This is a genomic window from Edwardsiella anguillarum ET080813, assembly GCF_000264765.2.
GTDB lineage: Bacteria > Pseudomonadota > Gammaproteobacteria > Enterobacterales > Enterobacteriaceae > Edwardsiella > Edwardsiella anguillarum.
The window spans coordinates 3,444,895-3,459,280 of record NZ_CP006664.1 but is presented as its reverse complement, the minus strand read 5'-3'; the positions used below and the strand labels follow the sequence as shown (position 1 = coordinate 3,459,280).

Genomic DNA, 14,386 nt, shown 5'->3' with positions numbered 1-14,386 from the left:
ATCACCACGGAGTACGCCATGTTCTACCTGGGGCTGCCGCAGTGGCAACACGCGGCGTGGACAAAGATAGGCCTGCATGACCTAGCCGACTATAGCCGCCACTTTAACTGCGTTGAAGGCAACACCACGTTTTACGCCCTGCCTACGCCGGCGCTGGTACACCGTTGGCGCGATATGACTCACGACGGGTTCCGATTCTGCTTTAAGTTTCCGTCCGCCATCAGCCATCAGGCGGCGCTCCTGCACTGCGATCAACAGATTGGCGCTTTTTACCGCGCGCTGCAACCACTGGATCGGCGTCTGGGGCAACTTTGGCTACAGCTACCGGCCGCCTGTGGCCCCGAGCATCTACCGCGCCTATGGTCATTTCTCGACGCGCTACCGCGCGGCTATCGCTACGGCGTCGAGGTGCGCCACCCGGCCTTTTTCGCCAAGGGCGACGCCGAGCGCGCGCTTAACCGCGGCCTGCGGCAGCGCGCGGTCAACCGCGTGCTCCTCGACAGTCGGCCGGTGCACCACGCCCAACCCCACAGCCACGCCGTACGCGAGGCCCAGCGTAAAAAGCCGTGTCTGCCGGCGCACGCGCTGATAACCGCCGACGCGCCGATGGTACGGTTTATCGGCGGAGACTGCCCCGACGCTAATCTGCGCTGGCTGCAGCCATGGCTGCCGCGCCTGCAGGCCTGGAGCCGGGATGCCACTCCCTACCTGTTTATCCATACGCCGGACTGTCGCGATGCGCCACAGCAGGCGCAGTTTCTGTGGAATGCCCTGTCCCAGGCCGCCATCGACGGGCTGCCGCCGCGCCCGGATTGGCCGCTGCAGTCGGCCCTGTTTTGATCCCACATCGCGCGGGCGTTGGGACAATCGTCTGAAAAAATGACAATACTCAACAGATTACACAGGACATTCCGCCGACCTGCGGCTATCATTTACAGGCCAATATGATTCAGGCAATGGAGCTAAAAAGAATGGTAAGCGCGCTCTATGTCGTGCTCGGCGCACTGTTGTTAGTGACGTTTTCCTGGCAGGTGGTTCGGCTGCGCATGCTTTACCGCGTCAGCTATGGCGACGGTGGCTTTTATGAGCTGCAGACCGCCATCCGGATTCACGGCAACGCCGTGGAGTATATCCCCATCGCAGCCATACTGCTGGTGATGATGGAGATGAACGGCGCTCGGGTGTGGATGGTCCACCTGTGCGGCGTACTGCTGATCCTCGGGCGTCTGATGCACGCCTGGGGCCTGCGTCAGCATGAAATGCAGTGGCGCCGCTCCGGCATGAGCGCCACCTACCTGTCGCTGCTGCTGATGGTGGTGGCCAATCTCTACTATCTGCCCTGGGGACAGCTGCTGCAGACCGGTGATTAAACCGCAAGGCCCCCGCCGCGTGCGGGCCGCCTTGCGTGACCCTACGCCGATTTGCCGCGGCGCATCCGCGCCAGGCAGAACCCGCCCCACAGCACGCCCAGCCACAGCGGCAGCAACAGCACCGATACCCGGATCCCCGGCGTCAGCACCATAATCACCAGGATCAGGCCAAGAAACGCCAGACACAGGTAGTTACCATAGGGATACCACAGCGCGCGGAACCGCGTCGTCACGCCCAGGCGATTCTGCGCCGCCTTGAACTTCAGGTGCGCCATGCAGATCATCACCCAGTTGATCACCAGCGTAGAGACCACCAGCGCCATCAGTAGCTCGAACGCCTTGCCCGGCATCAAATAGTTAATCAGGATCACCAGCGAGGTCGTCAGCCCCGAAAGACCGATTGACCATACCGGGATCCCGCGGCGATTGACCCGGGTCAGGCGACGCGGCGCATTGCCCTGCTGCGACAGCCCATATAGCATACGGCTATTGGAGTAGACACAGCTGTTATATACCGACAGCGCGGCAGTCAGGATCACCACGTTCAATACCGCCGCTACCGTGTTGCTGTTCAGGTGATGGAAGATCATCACAAACGGACTGCTGCTGGCGCCGATCTGCGACCAGGGGTACAGGGCCAGCAGCACCAGCAGAGAGCCGATATAAAAGATCAGGATACGATAGACCACCTGATTGGTTGCCTTGGGAATGCTCTTTTCCGGCTCGCTGGCCTCCGCGGCGGTGATCCCGATCAGCTCAAGGCCGCCGAAGGAGAACATGATCACCGCCATCGCCATGATCAGCCCTCCCCAGCCGTGCGGTAAAAAGCCGCCGTGCGCCCACAGATTCGCGACCCCGGCCTGGGGCCCGGCGTCGCCGGACAGCAGCAGCCAGCTGCCGAACGCGATCATCCCGAGGATCGCCGCCACCTTGATCAGGGCGAACCAGAACTCGGTTTCACCGTACAGACGCACGTTCACCATATTCAGCGCGTTGATCAGGACAAAGAACAGGCTGGCCCATATCCAGGTCGGCACATCCGGCCACCAGTACTGCATATAGATACCGGCCGCGGTCAGCTCGGCCATGCCGACCAGCACGAACATGACCCAATAGTTCCAGCCGGAGACAAAACCGGCAAACGGTCCCCAATATTTATGGGCAAAGTGGGCAAACGAACCGGCAACCGGCTCCTGCACCACCATCTCCCCCAGCTGGCGCATGATCAGAAACGCGATTACGCCGCCGATGGCATAGCCCAGTAAAACCGCCGGGCCGGCCAGCTGAATGGCCGGGCCGATCCCCAGAAACAGACCGGTGCCCACCGCGCCGCCCAGGGCGATCAGTTGGATATGCCGGTTTTTTAATCCTCTCTCAAGAGTCGTACTGGTGTGCTGCGAATCGCCCATTTTTTCCTCTGTGCGATAGCGTCATGGCAACTGAATTAACTGCGGTCTCCGTGGCGCATCGTATTATTTTGTTTACAACGCGTCGAGCTTTGTATCACTCGACACTATTGCAATCAAGGCAAATTCCATGCTAGCTGACGCGACTGCGCGCAGAGTATACAGCGCCCGGCGCGGCGCCGACAGAGTGCGCGCCGGACGAAATGGCGCATAGCCGCCGTAAGGCATTCTCTGCTAGAATATGCGCCCCTTATTGAAACTCCCTACATCCGCTATGTCTGACTGCGATAAAAATCCCGCGCTGGGCGCCGGGCGCGATATGCTGTTTTCCGCCCCGATCGCCAAGCTGGGCGACTGGACCTTCGATGAGCGCGTGGCCGAAGTGTTTCCCGACATGATCCAGCGCTCGGTCCCCGGCTACTCCAACATCATCGCCATGATTGGCATGCTGGCGCAGCGCTTCGTGCAGCCGGGAACCCGGGTATACGATCTGGGCTGCTCCCTGGGCGCGGCGACGCTCTCCATGCGCCGTAACATCCAGGCCGCAGAGTGCGAAATCATCGCCATCGACAACTCCCCGGCGATGGTCAGCCGCTGCCGCCGTCATATCGACGCCTTCCGCAGCCCGACTCCGGTGCAGGTGCTTGAGGCCGACATCCGCGAGGTCGAGATCAGCAACGCCTCACTGGTGGTGCTCAACTTCACGCTGCAGTTTCTGGCCCCGGACGATCGCCAAACCCTGCTGGATCGCATCTACCGCGGCCTGCTGCCCGGCGGCGCGCTCGTCCTGTCAGAAAAATTCAACTTCGCCGACGCCACCGTCGGCGAGCTGTTGTTCGATATGCATCACGACTTCAAGCGCGCCAACGGCTACAGCGAGCTGGAGATCAGCCAGAAGCGCAGCATGCTGGAAAACGTCATGCTGACAGACAGCGTAGAAACCCATAAGCAGCGCCTACGCCAGGCCGGATTCCACCACGCCGAAACCTGGTTTCAGTGCTTTAACTTCGGCTCGCTGCTGGCCATCAAGGAGGCCCAGCCATGATCGACTTTGGTAATTTCTATGCCCAAATAGCCCACGGCCCGCTGAGCAAATGGCTAGAGGTGCTGCCGGCACAGCTGGCGGCCTGGCAGCGCGACGCCCTGCACGGCTACTTTCGCGACTGGAACAACGCGGTCGAACGGCTGCCGGCCCTGACGCCGCACCGTCTGGATCTGCTGCACGGGGTCTGCGCCGAGGCGGAGACCCCGCTGAGCGAGGGACAGCGCATCGGCATGGAAAAAATGCTGCGCGCCCTGATGCCCTGGCGTAAGGGCCCCTTCGATCTGTATGGCATTCACATCGATACCGAATGGCGTTCAGACTGGAAATGGCAGCGCATTCTGCCGCACTTGTCGCCGCTGGCCGGGCGCACCATTCTCGACGTCGGTTGCGGCAGCGGCTACCACCTGTGGCGTATGGTTGGCGCCGGCGCGCACCTGGCGGTCGGCATCGATCCGATGCAGCTTTTTCTATGCCAGTTCGAGGCGGTGCGTAAGCTGCTCGGCGGCGATAGCCGCGCTCACCTGCTGCCGCTGGGGATCGAGCAGCTACCGACGCTGGCAGCCTTTGATACGGTGTTCTCTATGGGCGTCCTCTATCACCGCCGCTCACCGCTGGATCATCTGTACCAGTTGAAAAACCAGCTGGTCAGCGGGGGAGAACTGCTGCTGGAGACCTTGGTTATCGAGGGCGACGAACAGCAGGCGCTGATCCCCGGCGAGCGCTACGCGCAGATGCGCAACGTCTACTTTATTCCCTCTGCCGCCATGCTGATCCGCTGGCTGGAGAAATGCGGCTTCTGCGACGTCCGTCTGGTGGATCAGTGCCCCACCGGCGTAGAGGAGCAGCGGCGTACCGACTGGATGACCAGCGAGTCCCTGGCCGACTTCCTGGATCCAGCGGATGCGCAGAAAACCATCGAAGGCTATCCGGCGCCGCTGCGCGCGGCCTTCATCGCCCGCAAGCCCTAAGCACCCGCGCCATAAAAAAGGGCCCCAACCAGCGAGGTGTGGGGCCGTACTTTTTAGCGAACCCTCCGCTACAAGGTCGTACTTACTTCTACTGGAGACCCGTTCTTCAGGCGCTGCAGCCGACGTTTTCCATCATCTGCAGCGCAGACTTCATCGCCTCAACCATACCGCCGTCCACACAGTAGTGGCTAAACTCGTCGTTCTCCGCATGGCTCATGCTGACCCCCGCCTTGCGGTAGCGCATCGTGGACGGCACGCTGTGACCGGCGGAGGTATGCACCTCCTGCAGACCTATCTCGCTGAATTTATGCAGGTTGGAGAGGCGCACCCCGGCGCCGGCCATGATCAGTGGCCCGCGGCTGGCCTGCTGCAGCTGACGCAGCAGCGGCAGCCCGGCCTCCGCCGTCTGCTGCTGCCCGGAGGTCAGAATGCGCGCAATACCGAGATCGGTCAACTGGGAAAGCGCCAGCAGCGGGTTGGCGCACATATCGAAGGCGCGGTGGAAGGTCACCGCCATCGGGCCGGCCTGCGCCATCAGCTCACGCATGCGACGCAGATCAATGTGCCCCTCTTCATCCAGCAGGCCGATCACCGCGCCGGGAAACCCCAGATCGCGCACCAGCGCCAGATCGCATTTCATCAGCGCAAACTCGCTGTCGCTGTAGCAGAAATCGCCGCTGCGCGGCCGGATAATCGGGTGCACGGGCACGGTCACCCGCTCCCGGCACCCCACCAGCGTGCCATAGCTGGGGGTGATCCCGCCATCCTGCTGGCTAGCGCACAGCTCAATGCGGTCTGCTCCCGCCGCCTGCGCTATCTCGGCGCAGGCCAAGGAGTAGCAGCATACCTCTAACGTCAGCATTCAAACCTCCGAATCAACAGCCAAAACGGTGCGGATGTGAAAAATACTCATATCCACAACCCAAATATTGAGAATATCCCCGCACCTCGCCTACTCTGTAGGCGACGCGGGCGCGATATGCGCCGCGGGGAGCGCTAGCTGACAGAGCGCTGCGCTCCGGCAGTAACCGGTTTCAGCCTCAGGGACGTAGTTAGCCTACTAAAGGATAATCGCGATGACATTCAATTTCGATGAAGTGATCGACCGCCGTCACAGTGACAGCGAGAAATGGGGTAAATATGCGGAGCAGGACACAATTCCGCTCTGGGTGGCCGACAGCGACTTTCGCTCTCCTCCGTCGGTGATCGACGCGCTGCAGGCCCGGATCGCCCACGGCGTCTTTGGCTATGGCATGGCGCCCCAGGCGCTGAGCGAGCTGTTCGTCGCCCGCATGGCGCAGCGCTATCGCTGGGCGATACAGCCCGACTGGCTGGTCTTTTTGCCCGGGCTAGTCTGCGGCCTCAACCTGACGGTGCGCGCCCTGACGACGCCGGCGCAGGGCACCCTGGCCCCCCATCCGATCTATCCCCCCTTTATGAAGTCCGCCCGCCAGGCCGGGCGCGCCCAGACCCCGATGCCGGTGACGCTGCGCCATGGCCGCTGGGTCATATCGCTGGACGAGGCCGAGGCGGCCCTCAGCGGCGAGGAGCGCCTGCTCATGCTGTGTAATCCGCAGAATCCGGGCGGCACGGTATACCGCCGCGAGGAGCTGGAGGCCCAGCTGGCCTTTGCCCAGCGCCACGATCTGCTGATCTGCTCCGATGAGATCCATTGCGATCTGCTGCTGGATCCCAGCGTGCGGCACACGCCGATCGCCACCCTGAGCGACGACGCCGCCCAGCGCAGCGTGACTCTGATGGCGCCATCAAAGACGTTCAATATCGCCGGGCTCGGCGCCTCGATCGCCATCATTCCCAACGCCGAACTGCGCCGCCGCTTTATCGACGCCCGCGTCGGCATCGTGCCACAGGTGGATATTTTGGCCTTTGCCGCCGCCGAGGCCGCCTATCGCCACGGCCAGCCGTGGCTGGATGCACAGCTGGACTACCTGCGCGCCAACCGGGATCGCGTCACAACGCGGATCAACGCGATACCGGGGCTGCACACCGTCAGCGCCGCGGGCACCTATCTGGCCTGGATCGATGCCAGCGCGCTGCCCGTCGACAACCCACAGGCATTTTTCGAACGCGCCGGCGTGGGCCTCTCCGACGGCGCCGACTTCGGCGCGCCACGCTTTATCCGCCTTAACTTCGCCTGCCGCAGGGCGCTACTGGATCGCGCGCTGGACCGCATGGCGGACGCCGTCGCCCGGCTGTAGAGGCCTCGTCAGCGCCGCTCGCTGGCGACGATCTCACGCAGGGAATAGGGGTGGAATTTTAGGGTGGTAAGCCGATCGCCGACCGCCAGCGTCGGATTCGGCAGCCGCTCTCCCTCGCCGCGAGGATGGCTGAAGGTCAGGCGGATCCCCGGCGCCAGCAGGGCCTCATCCGGCAATAGCGCCAGCGCCCGACGGTGCAGCGTGTCCGGCGGCCCCGCCAGCACCAGCTCAACGTGCTGCCATCCCTGGTGCGGGTAGCGTTTTTCCCCGGGATAAGGGAGCTCTACGCAGTCGATAAGCCAGGGGCCTACCCGCAGCGGCTGCGCCAGATCAAACAGGCAGATCGGGCGCCCGTTGATGATATTCTCCGCCAGCAGCGTCCCAAGGCGCAAAAAGCCTCGCCGCCAGCGGTCGGCGGTCTCCGTCTGGTGGCAGCGCAGCGAAATGTGATCCGCCGTAAAGTGCGCTAAATCCAGCGACAGCGCCGATGCCAGCTGCGTCAGCGCCTGCTCAAAGCGCACCAGATCCGCAGCCAGCTCACGCAGCTCATCAATATCGGCCAAACCGTTCATGCCTTTCTCCTCTCATCCCCAGTGGGGCGCTCCGCCGCCGCGCACGGCCAGCGGAGCCCCTTCGCGGCGGGTACTCTACCCTGCCTGGCGCGTAACATCCATCCCACCGCAGGCGCATCGAGGGGGGCGGTGCGGCGGGTGCTGACGGCGGAGCCGATTTCCCCTATAATGACCGGCTGTTTTCCGCCGGGTGAGATGCCCCGGCGACCATGATTCGGTTTTCACATTCACGACGCCGGCGCCGCGCGCGGCCGGTGCGAATAGCTTAAGGTAATCCCGTGAATATTCAGGCAATTATTTCAGATAAAGTCACTCAGGCACTGGTTTCTGCCGGTGCGCCGGCCGGCAGCGAGGCCCTGGTCCGTCCCTCCGCGAAAGTCCAGTTTGGCGACTATCAGGCCAATGGCATTATGGCCGCGGCGAAAAAAATGGGCCTGCCTCCGCGACAGCTCGCCGAGCAGGTAGTGGCCAATCTGGCACTGGATGGGATCGCCAGCAAGATAGAGATTGCCGGCCCAGGCTTCATCAATATTTTCCTTGATGCCGCCTGGCTGGCCGCGCAGGCCGACGCCGCGCTGGCCGATCCGCGCCTGGGCGTGGCTCGCGTCGAGCCGCAGACCATCGTCGTTGACTACTCCGCGCCGAACGTCGCCAAAGAGATGCACGTCGGTCATCTGCGCTCCACCATCATCGGCGACGCCGCCGTACGCACCCTGGAATTCCTCGGCCACAACGTTATCCGCGCCAACCACGTCGGCGACTGGGGCACCCAGTTCGGTATGTTGATCGCCTACCTGGAAAAGGTGCAGGCCAGCAGCGAAACCGGCGACATGGCGCTGGCCGATCTGGAAGCCTTCTACCGCGAAGCCAAAAAGCACTACGATGAAGACGCGGCCTTTGCCGAGCGCGCGCGCGGCTATGTGGTGAAACTGCAGGGCGGCGATGAATACTGCCGCGAAATGTGGCGCAAGCTGGTGGACATCACCATGCGTCAGAACCAGCGTAACTATGACCGTCTCAACGTGACGCTGACCGACGATGACGTCATGGGCGAGAGCCTGTACAACCCGATGCTGCCGGGGATCGTCGCCGATCTGAAGGCCAAAGGGCTGGCCACCGAAAGCGAAGGCGCCACCGTCGTCTTCCTGGACGAGTTCAAGAACAAAGAGGGCGAGCCGATGGGGGTGATCGTCCAGAAGAAGGACGGCGGCTACCTGTATACCACCACCGATATCGCCTGCGCCAAGTACCGTTATGAGACCCTCGGCGCCAACCGTATCCTGTACTACATCGACTCCCGCCAGCATCAGCACCTGATGCAGGCCTGGACCATCGTGCGCAAGGCCGGCTATGTACCGGACTCCGTCAGCCTAGAGCACCACATGTTCGGCATGATGCTGGGTAAAGACGGCAAGCCGTTCAAAACCCGCGCCGGTGGCACTATCAAGCTGGCCGATCTGCTGGATGAGGCCATCGAACGCGCCGCCAAGCTGATCGCCGCCAAGAACCCGGAGCTGAGCGGCGACGAGCTGAAGGCGCTGGTGGAAGTGGTCGGTATCGGCGCGGTCAAGTATGCGGATCTCTCCAAAAACCGCACTACCGACTATATCTTCGACTGGGACAACATGCTGGCCTTTGAGGGCAACACCGCCCCCTACATGCAGTATGCCTATACCCGCGTCGCCTCCATCTTCAAGCGCGCCGGCATCGATGAAAATGCCCTGCAGGGTGCCATTATGCTGACGGACGATCGTGAAAAGGCGCTGGCCACCCGTCTGATGCAATTTGAGGAGACCATCCTGAGCGTCGCGCGCGAGGGGACTCCGCACGTCATGTGCGCCTACCTGTACGAAGTTGCTGGCCTGTTCTCCAGCTTCTATGAGGCCTGTCCGATCCTCAACGCCGAGGAGGAGAGCGTGCGCGCCAGCCGTCTGAAACTGGCTGCCCTGACGGCCCGTACGCTGAAAACCGGTCTGGATACCCTGGGGATCAAGACGGTCGAGCGCATGTAACGCTGCCGCCGAACCGCAACGCTCGCCACCGCCGTCGGCGGTGGCTGACGATCGATAGTAAAAAGCCACCTGCCCCGCAGGTGGCTTTTTGATGACCGCGATCGCGGGGCTGTGGCTGCCCCGACGTTTACAGCACCGCGCTGCGGGTAAAGTCGCGCAAGCGGAATCCCAGCAGGGCCAGCACTGCAAAGTAGCTGACCGCGCCGGCCACCACCAGCCCCACCAGACGCAGCAGCCGATAAGGCATATTTCCGATATCCCACGCCGGCATCAGCCACATCATGCCTATGAGCACCGCCGTCATCACCAGCACCGCCAGCACCAGCTTACTCAGGAATCCCAGCCACCCCTTTTGCGGCGTGAACAGGCGCTGACGCCGTAGCTGCCAGTACAGCAGGCCGGCATTCAGGCAGGCGGCCAGGCCGATGGAGAGCGACAGCCCGGCATGCTTTAGGGGACCGATAAAGATCAGGTTCATCACCTGGGTCAGGATCAGCGTGACGATGGCGATCTTCACCGGCGTCTTGATATCCTGGCGGGAGTAAAAGCCCGGCGCCAGAATCTTCACCATGATAATCCCGAGCAGACCGATAGAGTAGGCCACCAGCGCCCGCTGGGTCATCGCCGCATCAAAGGCGCTGAATTTACCATACTGGAACAGCGCCACCGTCAGCGGCTTCGCGATCACCCCCAGCGCCACGGCGCAGGGCAGCGCCAGCAGAAAGCAGAGGCGCAGTCCCCAGTCCAGCAGACGGTTATAGTCGTCCAAACGGCCAGAGGAGAAGCTTTTGGCCAGCGACGGCAGCAGGATAGTCCCCAGCGCGACCCCCAGCACCCCCGACGGCAGCTCCATCAGGCGGTCGGCATAGTACATCCAGGATACGGAGCCGGAGACCAGGAAAGAGGCGAAAATCGTATTGATGATCAGCGAGATTTGGCTGACGGAAACCCCGACGATCGCCGGCCCCATCAGCTTGAGCACCCGCCATACTCCGCGATCGTGCAGGTTGAGGCGCGGCAGCACCAGCATGCCTATCTTCTTCAGGTGCGGCAGCTGGTAACCCAGCTGCAGCACGCCGCCCACCAGCACGGCCCAGGCCAGTGCCAGGATCGGCGGATGGCAGTACGGCGCCACAAACAGCGCAAAGCCGATCATGCTGACGTTCAGCAGCGTCGGCGCAAAGGCCGGTACCGAAAAACGGTTCCAGGTATTCAGCACAGCGCCGGCCATCGAGGCCAAGGAGATGAGCAAGATATAGGGGAAGGTAATGCGCAGCAGCGCGCTGGTCAGCGCAAACTTGTCCGGCGTATCAGCGAAGCCGGGCGCGGTGGCATAGATAACCCAGGGGGCCGCCAGCATGCCGAGCAGCGTCACCAGCGCCAGGATCAGGGTCAGTAGACCGCTGACGTAGGCGATAAAGGTCTGCGTCGCCTGCTCGCCCTGCTGGTTTTTATACTCCGCAAGGATCGGCACAAAGGCCTGGGAAAAGGCGCCCTCGGCAAAAATCCGCCGTAGCAGGTTGGGCAGCTTAAAGGCCACAAAAAAGGCATCGGTCGCCATCCCGGCGCCAAAGATCCTGGCGACCAGCGCGTCACGGGCAAACCCCAGCACGCGCGAAAAGAGGGTCATTGAGCTGACCGCAGCCAGTGATTTAAGTAGATTCATCGGTTCATCGTCAGGGTTGCGGCCCCGCCGCGGCGGCGGGGAAAACAGGCCAACTAGTCTACTTATCCCATGATGAATAGCCAGCGCAGGATGTAACAAAAGGCGAGTTCCCCGACCACCCGACGATTAATCCAGCGCTGCGCGGCCGAAAGCGTGGCTACGACGCCTGATCATCGCCCAGCAGGCGGGCCAACTGCTGCTTCAGCGCGACGACCTCGGCCTCCAGCGCGGCCACCCTCTCACCGAGCGCCTCCGGCGCGGCGGGCGGCGCCGACGGCAGCATCTCCGCCGCCACCTCGCCGCAGAACAGGTGGGCATAGCGGCTCTCCCGCCGTCCCGGCTCACGCGCCAGGCGCTGCACAAACGGCCCATCCTCACGCTCCGCCAGGCGATTGAGCGCCTGCTCCGCCTCGGTCACATCGGCAAAAGCATACAGGCGGTTACAGCGGGTACGCAGCTCACCCGGCGTCTGCGGGCCACGCAACAGCAGGCAGCAAATCAGCGCGACCTCTGCCGCGCTAAAGCGCAGATCGCCAAATTCAGAGTTGCAGAAGCGGTGCTCGTACTTCACCACCCGGCTGCCCGGCGCATTCACGCTGCGGATCCGGTGCCTACGGATCAGCAGATCCAGCGCGTTTTGCACCTCGCTCTCGCCCAGCTCCAGCACCGGCTCGCGATTGGTTTTCTGGTTACAGGCGGTCGTCAGCGCGTTGAGCGACAGCGGATACTGCTCCGGCGTCGTGATCTGCTTTTCCAAAAAGCAGCCGATGACGCGCGCCTCTAGCGGGGAAAGAATATGTTTAATCATGCGAGACTATCTCCAGGTCGTTCATCCATTCTGCGGCGTCAGCGCCCCACGGTCCACTCGGGATTCGTCAGGGCGGTCAAGACATGATCCTGCCATTTTCCATTGATTAACAGGTAGTTTTTGGCATACCCCTCTTTTTCAAACCCCAGACGCTGCAGCAGGGCGCCGCTGCGCTGGTTGTGCGGCATATAGTTGGCCATGATACGGTGCATATGCTGCTGGCGCTGCATATAGCGAATCGCCGCCTGGAGCCCTTCATACATCACCCCATGCCCCTGCCACTTGCCCGCCACCGAATAGCCCAGAAAGCAGGCGTGGAACGCGCCGCGCAGCACATTGCTGAAGTTAGCGACCCCGCGCACCTCCTGCTCATCGTGGCCCAACAGGATGAAATAAAACGCACCGCCCTGCTTTTGCAGCTCACGGATCATCGACAGCCGAGCCTGCCAGCCGGACGGATAGCAGTGGCTCTCATCGCGAATCGGCTCCCAAGGGCGCAAGAAGTCGCGGTTTTCCGCATAGTAATCGGCCAGCCGGTGCGCGTCGCGCTCGTTGACCAGCCGCACGATCAGCCGATCCGTGGTCAGGCGAACCCTCGGGCCTGCATTGCCGTAGCCAAACATGAATCCCTCCGTGTGCATTGCCGTCATCGAATGGTTCCGGCCCCCTCTCGCTCCCCGGCGCCGTACCGATAACTATAACCTCTCTGTCCATGGTCGGTAAGTCATTGACTGGCGTTATAATATACAAACGCGCTCCATGCTCAGTAATTTCTCCCGGATCTGCTGGTCGCTTAACGCTATATTCCACAACTTATCATCCAGACCATACAATTTACTGTTTATTCAGCCAATCTATCATTTCTCTGTTTTTGCTTTCGTGAAACGGCGAAAATGAACGTACCGTATGTTATCGCTTTACTCGCGCTCAATGGTGGAACATGTCGCTGGTATTACAGGCCAGGCGATCGGGGAAGTACTTTCTGCTGATCGATAATCTGCTGGTCGTGCTGGGCTTCTTTGTCGTTTTTCCCCTCATCTCTATCCGCTTTGTCGACCAGCTGGGCTGGGCCGCCCTGATGGTCGGCATCGCCCTCGGCCTGCGCCAGCTGCTGCAGCAGGGGCTGGGCATTTTTGGCGGCGCGATCGCCGATCGCGTCGGCGCCAAGCCGATGATCGTCAGCGGCATGCTGCTGCGCGCCGCCGGGTTCGCCACGATGGCCGTCGCCAGCGAGCCGTGGATCCTCTGGACCTCCTGCGCGCTTTCCGCCCTGGGCGGTACGCTGTTCGATCCCCCGCGAACCGCGCTGGTGATCAAGCTCACCCGCCCCCATGAGCGTGGCCGCTTCTACTCCCTGCTGATGATGCAGGACAGCGCCGGCGCGGTGATCGGTGCCCTGATCGGCAGCTGGCTGCTGGCCTATGACTTTCACTACGTATGCTGGGCCGGCGCCGCCCTCTTTGTGCTGGCCGCCGCCTGGAACGCCTGGCTGCTACCGGCCTACCGTATTTCGACCATCCGGACGCCGGTGCGTGAAGGCATGCTGCGCGTGGTGCGCGATCGGCGCTTTTTGACCTATGTGCTCACCCTCACCGGTTACTATATGCTGGCGGTGCAGGTCATGCTGATGCTGCCGATCGTGGTCAACGACATCGCCGGCGGACCGGGGGCGGTGAAATGGATGTACGCCATCGAGGCGGCGCTGTCGCTGACGCTGCTCTACCCCATCGCCCGCTGGAGTGAAAAGCGCTTTAGCCTGGAGCAGCGCCTGATGTTCGGCCTGCTGCTGATGACCCTCAGCCTGTTCCCCCTGGGGCTGACCACCACGCTACAGTCGCTGTTTGCGCTGATCTGCTGCTTCTATCTCGGCTCGATTATCGCCGAGCCGGCGCGTGAAACCCTCAGCGCCTCGCTGGCCGATGCCCGGGCGCGCGGCAGCTACATGGGCTTCAGCCGCCTCGGGCTGGCGCTGGGCGGCGCCCTCGGCTACACCGGCGGCGGCTGGATGTATGATATGGGACGCAGCCTGGCCATGCCCGAGCTTCCCTGGGCACTGCTGGGGATCATTGGCCTGCTGACGCTGGTGCTGCTCTACTGGCAGTTTTCACTGCGGGCGCCCTACGCCACGCGCCAGCCCCGCTCAAGCTAACGCGGCGGCGGGAATTCAGTCTTATCCGATCCCCGCCGCAGCCCCAAGCATTTATGCTGTAACATACGTACTGTGTGGCGCTTCATCCCGTTACGGCGGTTTTTCCCCGCGGTTATCTGTGTCACAATCAGCGTTTTATGTATCGGGTTGTTCCCGTCGCCGAGGCTTCAC

At 62.4% G+C, this 14,386-nt stretch carries 13 protein-coding genes; 7 read left to right on the top strand and 6 right to left on the bottom strand.

Annotation, left to right across the window (positions count from 1 at the left end; translation table 11 throughout):
* The first annotated feature begins 18 nt into the window (after positions 1–18).
* Together ETEE_RS15550 and ETEE_RS15545 are read left to right on the top strand one after the other, a co-directional pair.
* The gene (locus ETEE_RS15550) at positions 19–840 is read left to right on the top strand and encodes a DUF72 domain-containing protein (RefSeq protein WP_034165182.1); all 822 of its coding nucleotides are present in this window, start codon (positions 19–21) and stop codon (positions 838–840) included.
* Positions 841–971: 131 nt separating this feature from the next.
* Positions 972–1,370 (top strand): MAPEG family protein, encoded by a 399-nt coding sequence (locus ETEE_RS15545; protein WP_012848286.1) that lies wholly within the window; start codon positions 972–974, stop codon positions 1,368–1,370.
* Positions 1,371–1,411: 41 nt separating this feature from the next.
* Here the strand turns inward: ETEE_RS15545 and ETEE_RS15540 are convergent, their stop codons facing one another.
* Positions 1,412–2,779 carry an amino acid permease gene (locus tag ETEE_RS15540; RefSeq protein WP_034165181.1) on the bottom strand — a complete coding sequence of 456 codons (1,368 nt, stop codon included), beginning with the start codon at positions 2,777–2,779 and terminating at the stop codon, positions 1,412–1,414.
* A gap of 271 nt (positions 2,780–3,050) precedes the next feature.
* On the opposite strand from ETEE_RS15540, the gene cmoA reads away from it, so the two are divergent.
* Complete coding sequence (gene cmoA, locus ETEE_RS15535) at positions 3,051–3,821, top strand: carboxy-S-adenosyl-L-methionine synthase CmoA (protein WP_034165180.1); 771 nt, start codon at positions 3,051–3,053, stop codon at positions 3,819–3,821.
* Positions 3,818–4,789, top strand: a complete 972-nt coding sequence (cmoB, locus tag ETEE_RS15530; RefSeq protein WP_034165179.1) for a tRNA 5-methoxyuridine(34)/uridine 5-oxyacetic acid(34) synthase CmoB — start codon at positions 3,818–3,820, stop codon at positions 4,787–4,789. Before cmoA ends, cmoB begins: the two co-directional genes overlap by 4 nt.
* Before the next feature lie 106 nt (positions 4,790–4,895).
* Here the strand turns inward: cmoB and cutC are convergent, their stop codons facing one another.
* Positions 4,896–5,651, bottom strand: a complete 756-nt coding sequence (gene cutC / locus ETEE_RS15525) for a copper homeostasis protein CutC (protein WP_034165178.1) — start codon at positions 5,649–5,651, stop codon at positions 4,896–4,898.
* A gap of 214 nt (positions 5,652–5,865) precedes the next feature.
* On the opposite strand from cutC, the gene ETEE_RS15520 reads away from it, so the two are divergent.
* Positions 5,866–7,008, top strand: coding sequence for a MalY/PatB family protein (locus ETEE_RS15520; RefSeq protein WP_034165177.1), 1,143 nt, complete (start codon positions 5,866–5,868; stop codon positions 7,006–7,008).
* An 8-nt stretch (positions 7,009–7,016) separates the two neighbouring features.
* Here the strand turns inward: ETEE_RS15520 and ETEE_RS15515 are convergent, their stop codons facing one another.
* Positions 7,017–7,580, bottom strand: a complete 564-nt coding sequence (locus ETEE_RS15515; RefSeq protein ID WP_034165176.1) for a VOC family protein — start codon at positions 7,578–7,580, stop codon at positions 7,017–7,019.
* Positions 7,581–7,858: 278 nt separating this feature from the next.
* On the opposite strand from ETEE_RS15515, the gene argS reads away from it, so the two are divergent.
* Positions 7,859–9,592, top strand: coding sequence for an arginine--tRNA ligase (gene argS / locus ETEE_RS15510; protein ID WP_034165175.1), 1,734 nt, complete (start codon positions 7,859–7,861; stop codon positions 9,590–9,592).
* 127 nt (positions 9,593–9,719) lie between these two features.
* Here argS and murJ read toward each other — a convergent pair whose 3' ends face one another.
* The 3 genes from murJ to rimJ form a co-directional block, all read right to left on the bottom strand.
* Positions 9,720–11,258 (bottom strand): murein biosynthesis integral membrane protein MurJ, encoded by a 1,539-nt coding sequence (murJ, locus tag ETEE_RS15505; protein WP_034165174.1) that lies wholly within the window; start codon positions 11,256–11,258, stop codon positions 9,720–9,722.
* A 157-nt stretch (positions 11,259–11,415) separates the two neighbouring features.
* Positions 11,416–12,063 (bottom strand): DUF480 domain-containing protein, encoded by a 648-nt coding sequence (locus ETEE_RS15500; RefSeq protein ID WP_034165222.1) that lies wholly within the window; start codon positions 12,061–12,063, stop codon positions 11,416–11,418.
* Between the two features lie 41 nt (positions 12,064–12,104).
* Positions 12,105–12,689, bottom strand: a complete 585-nt coding sequence (gene rimJ / locus ETEE_RS15495; protein ID WP_034165173.1) for a ribosomal protein S5-alanine N-acetyltransferase — start codon at positions 12,687–12,689, stop codon at positions 12,105–12,107.
* 317 nt (positions 12,690–13,006) lie between these two features.
* Here rimJ and mdtH point away from each other — a divergent pair, with 317 nt between their 5' ends.
* On the top strand, positions 13,007–14,215 hold the full coding sequence (gene mdtH / locus ETEE_RS15490) for a multidrug efflux MFS transporter MdtH (RefSeq protein WP_034165172.1): 1,209 nt from the start codon (positions 13,007–13,009) through the stop codon (positions 14,213–14,215).
* Positions 14,216–14,386 lie beyond the last annotated feature (171 nt).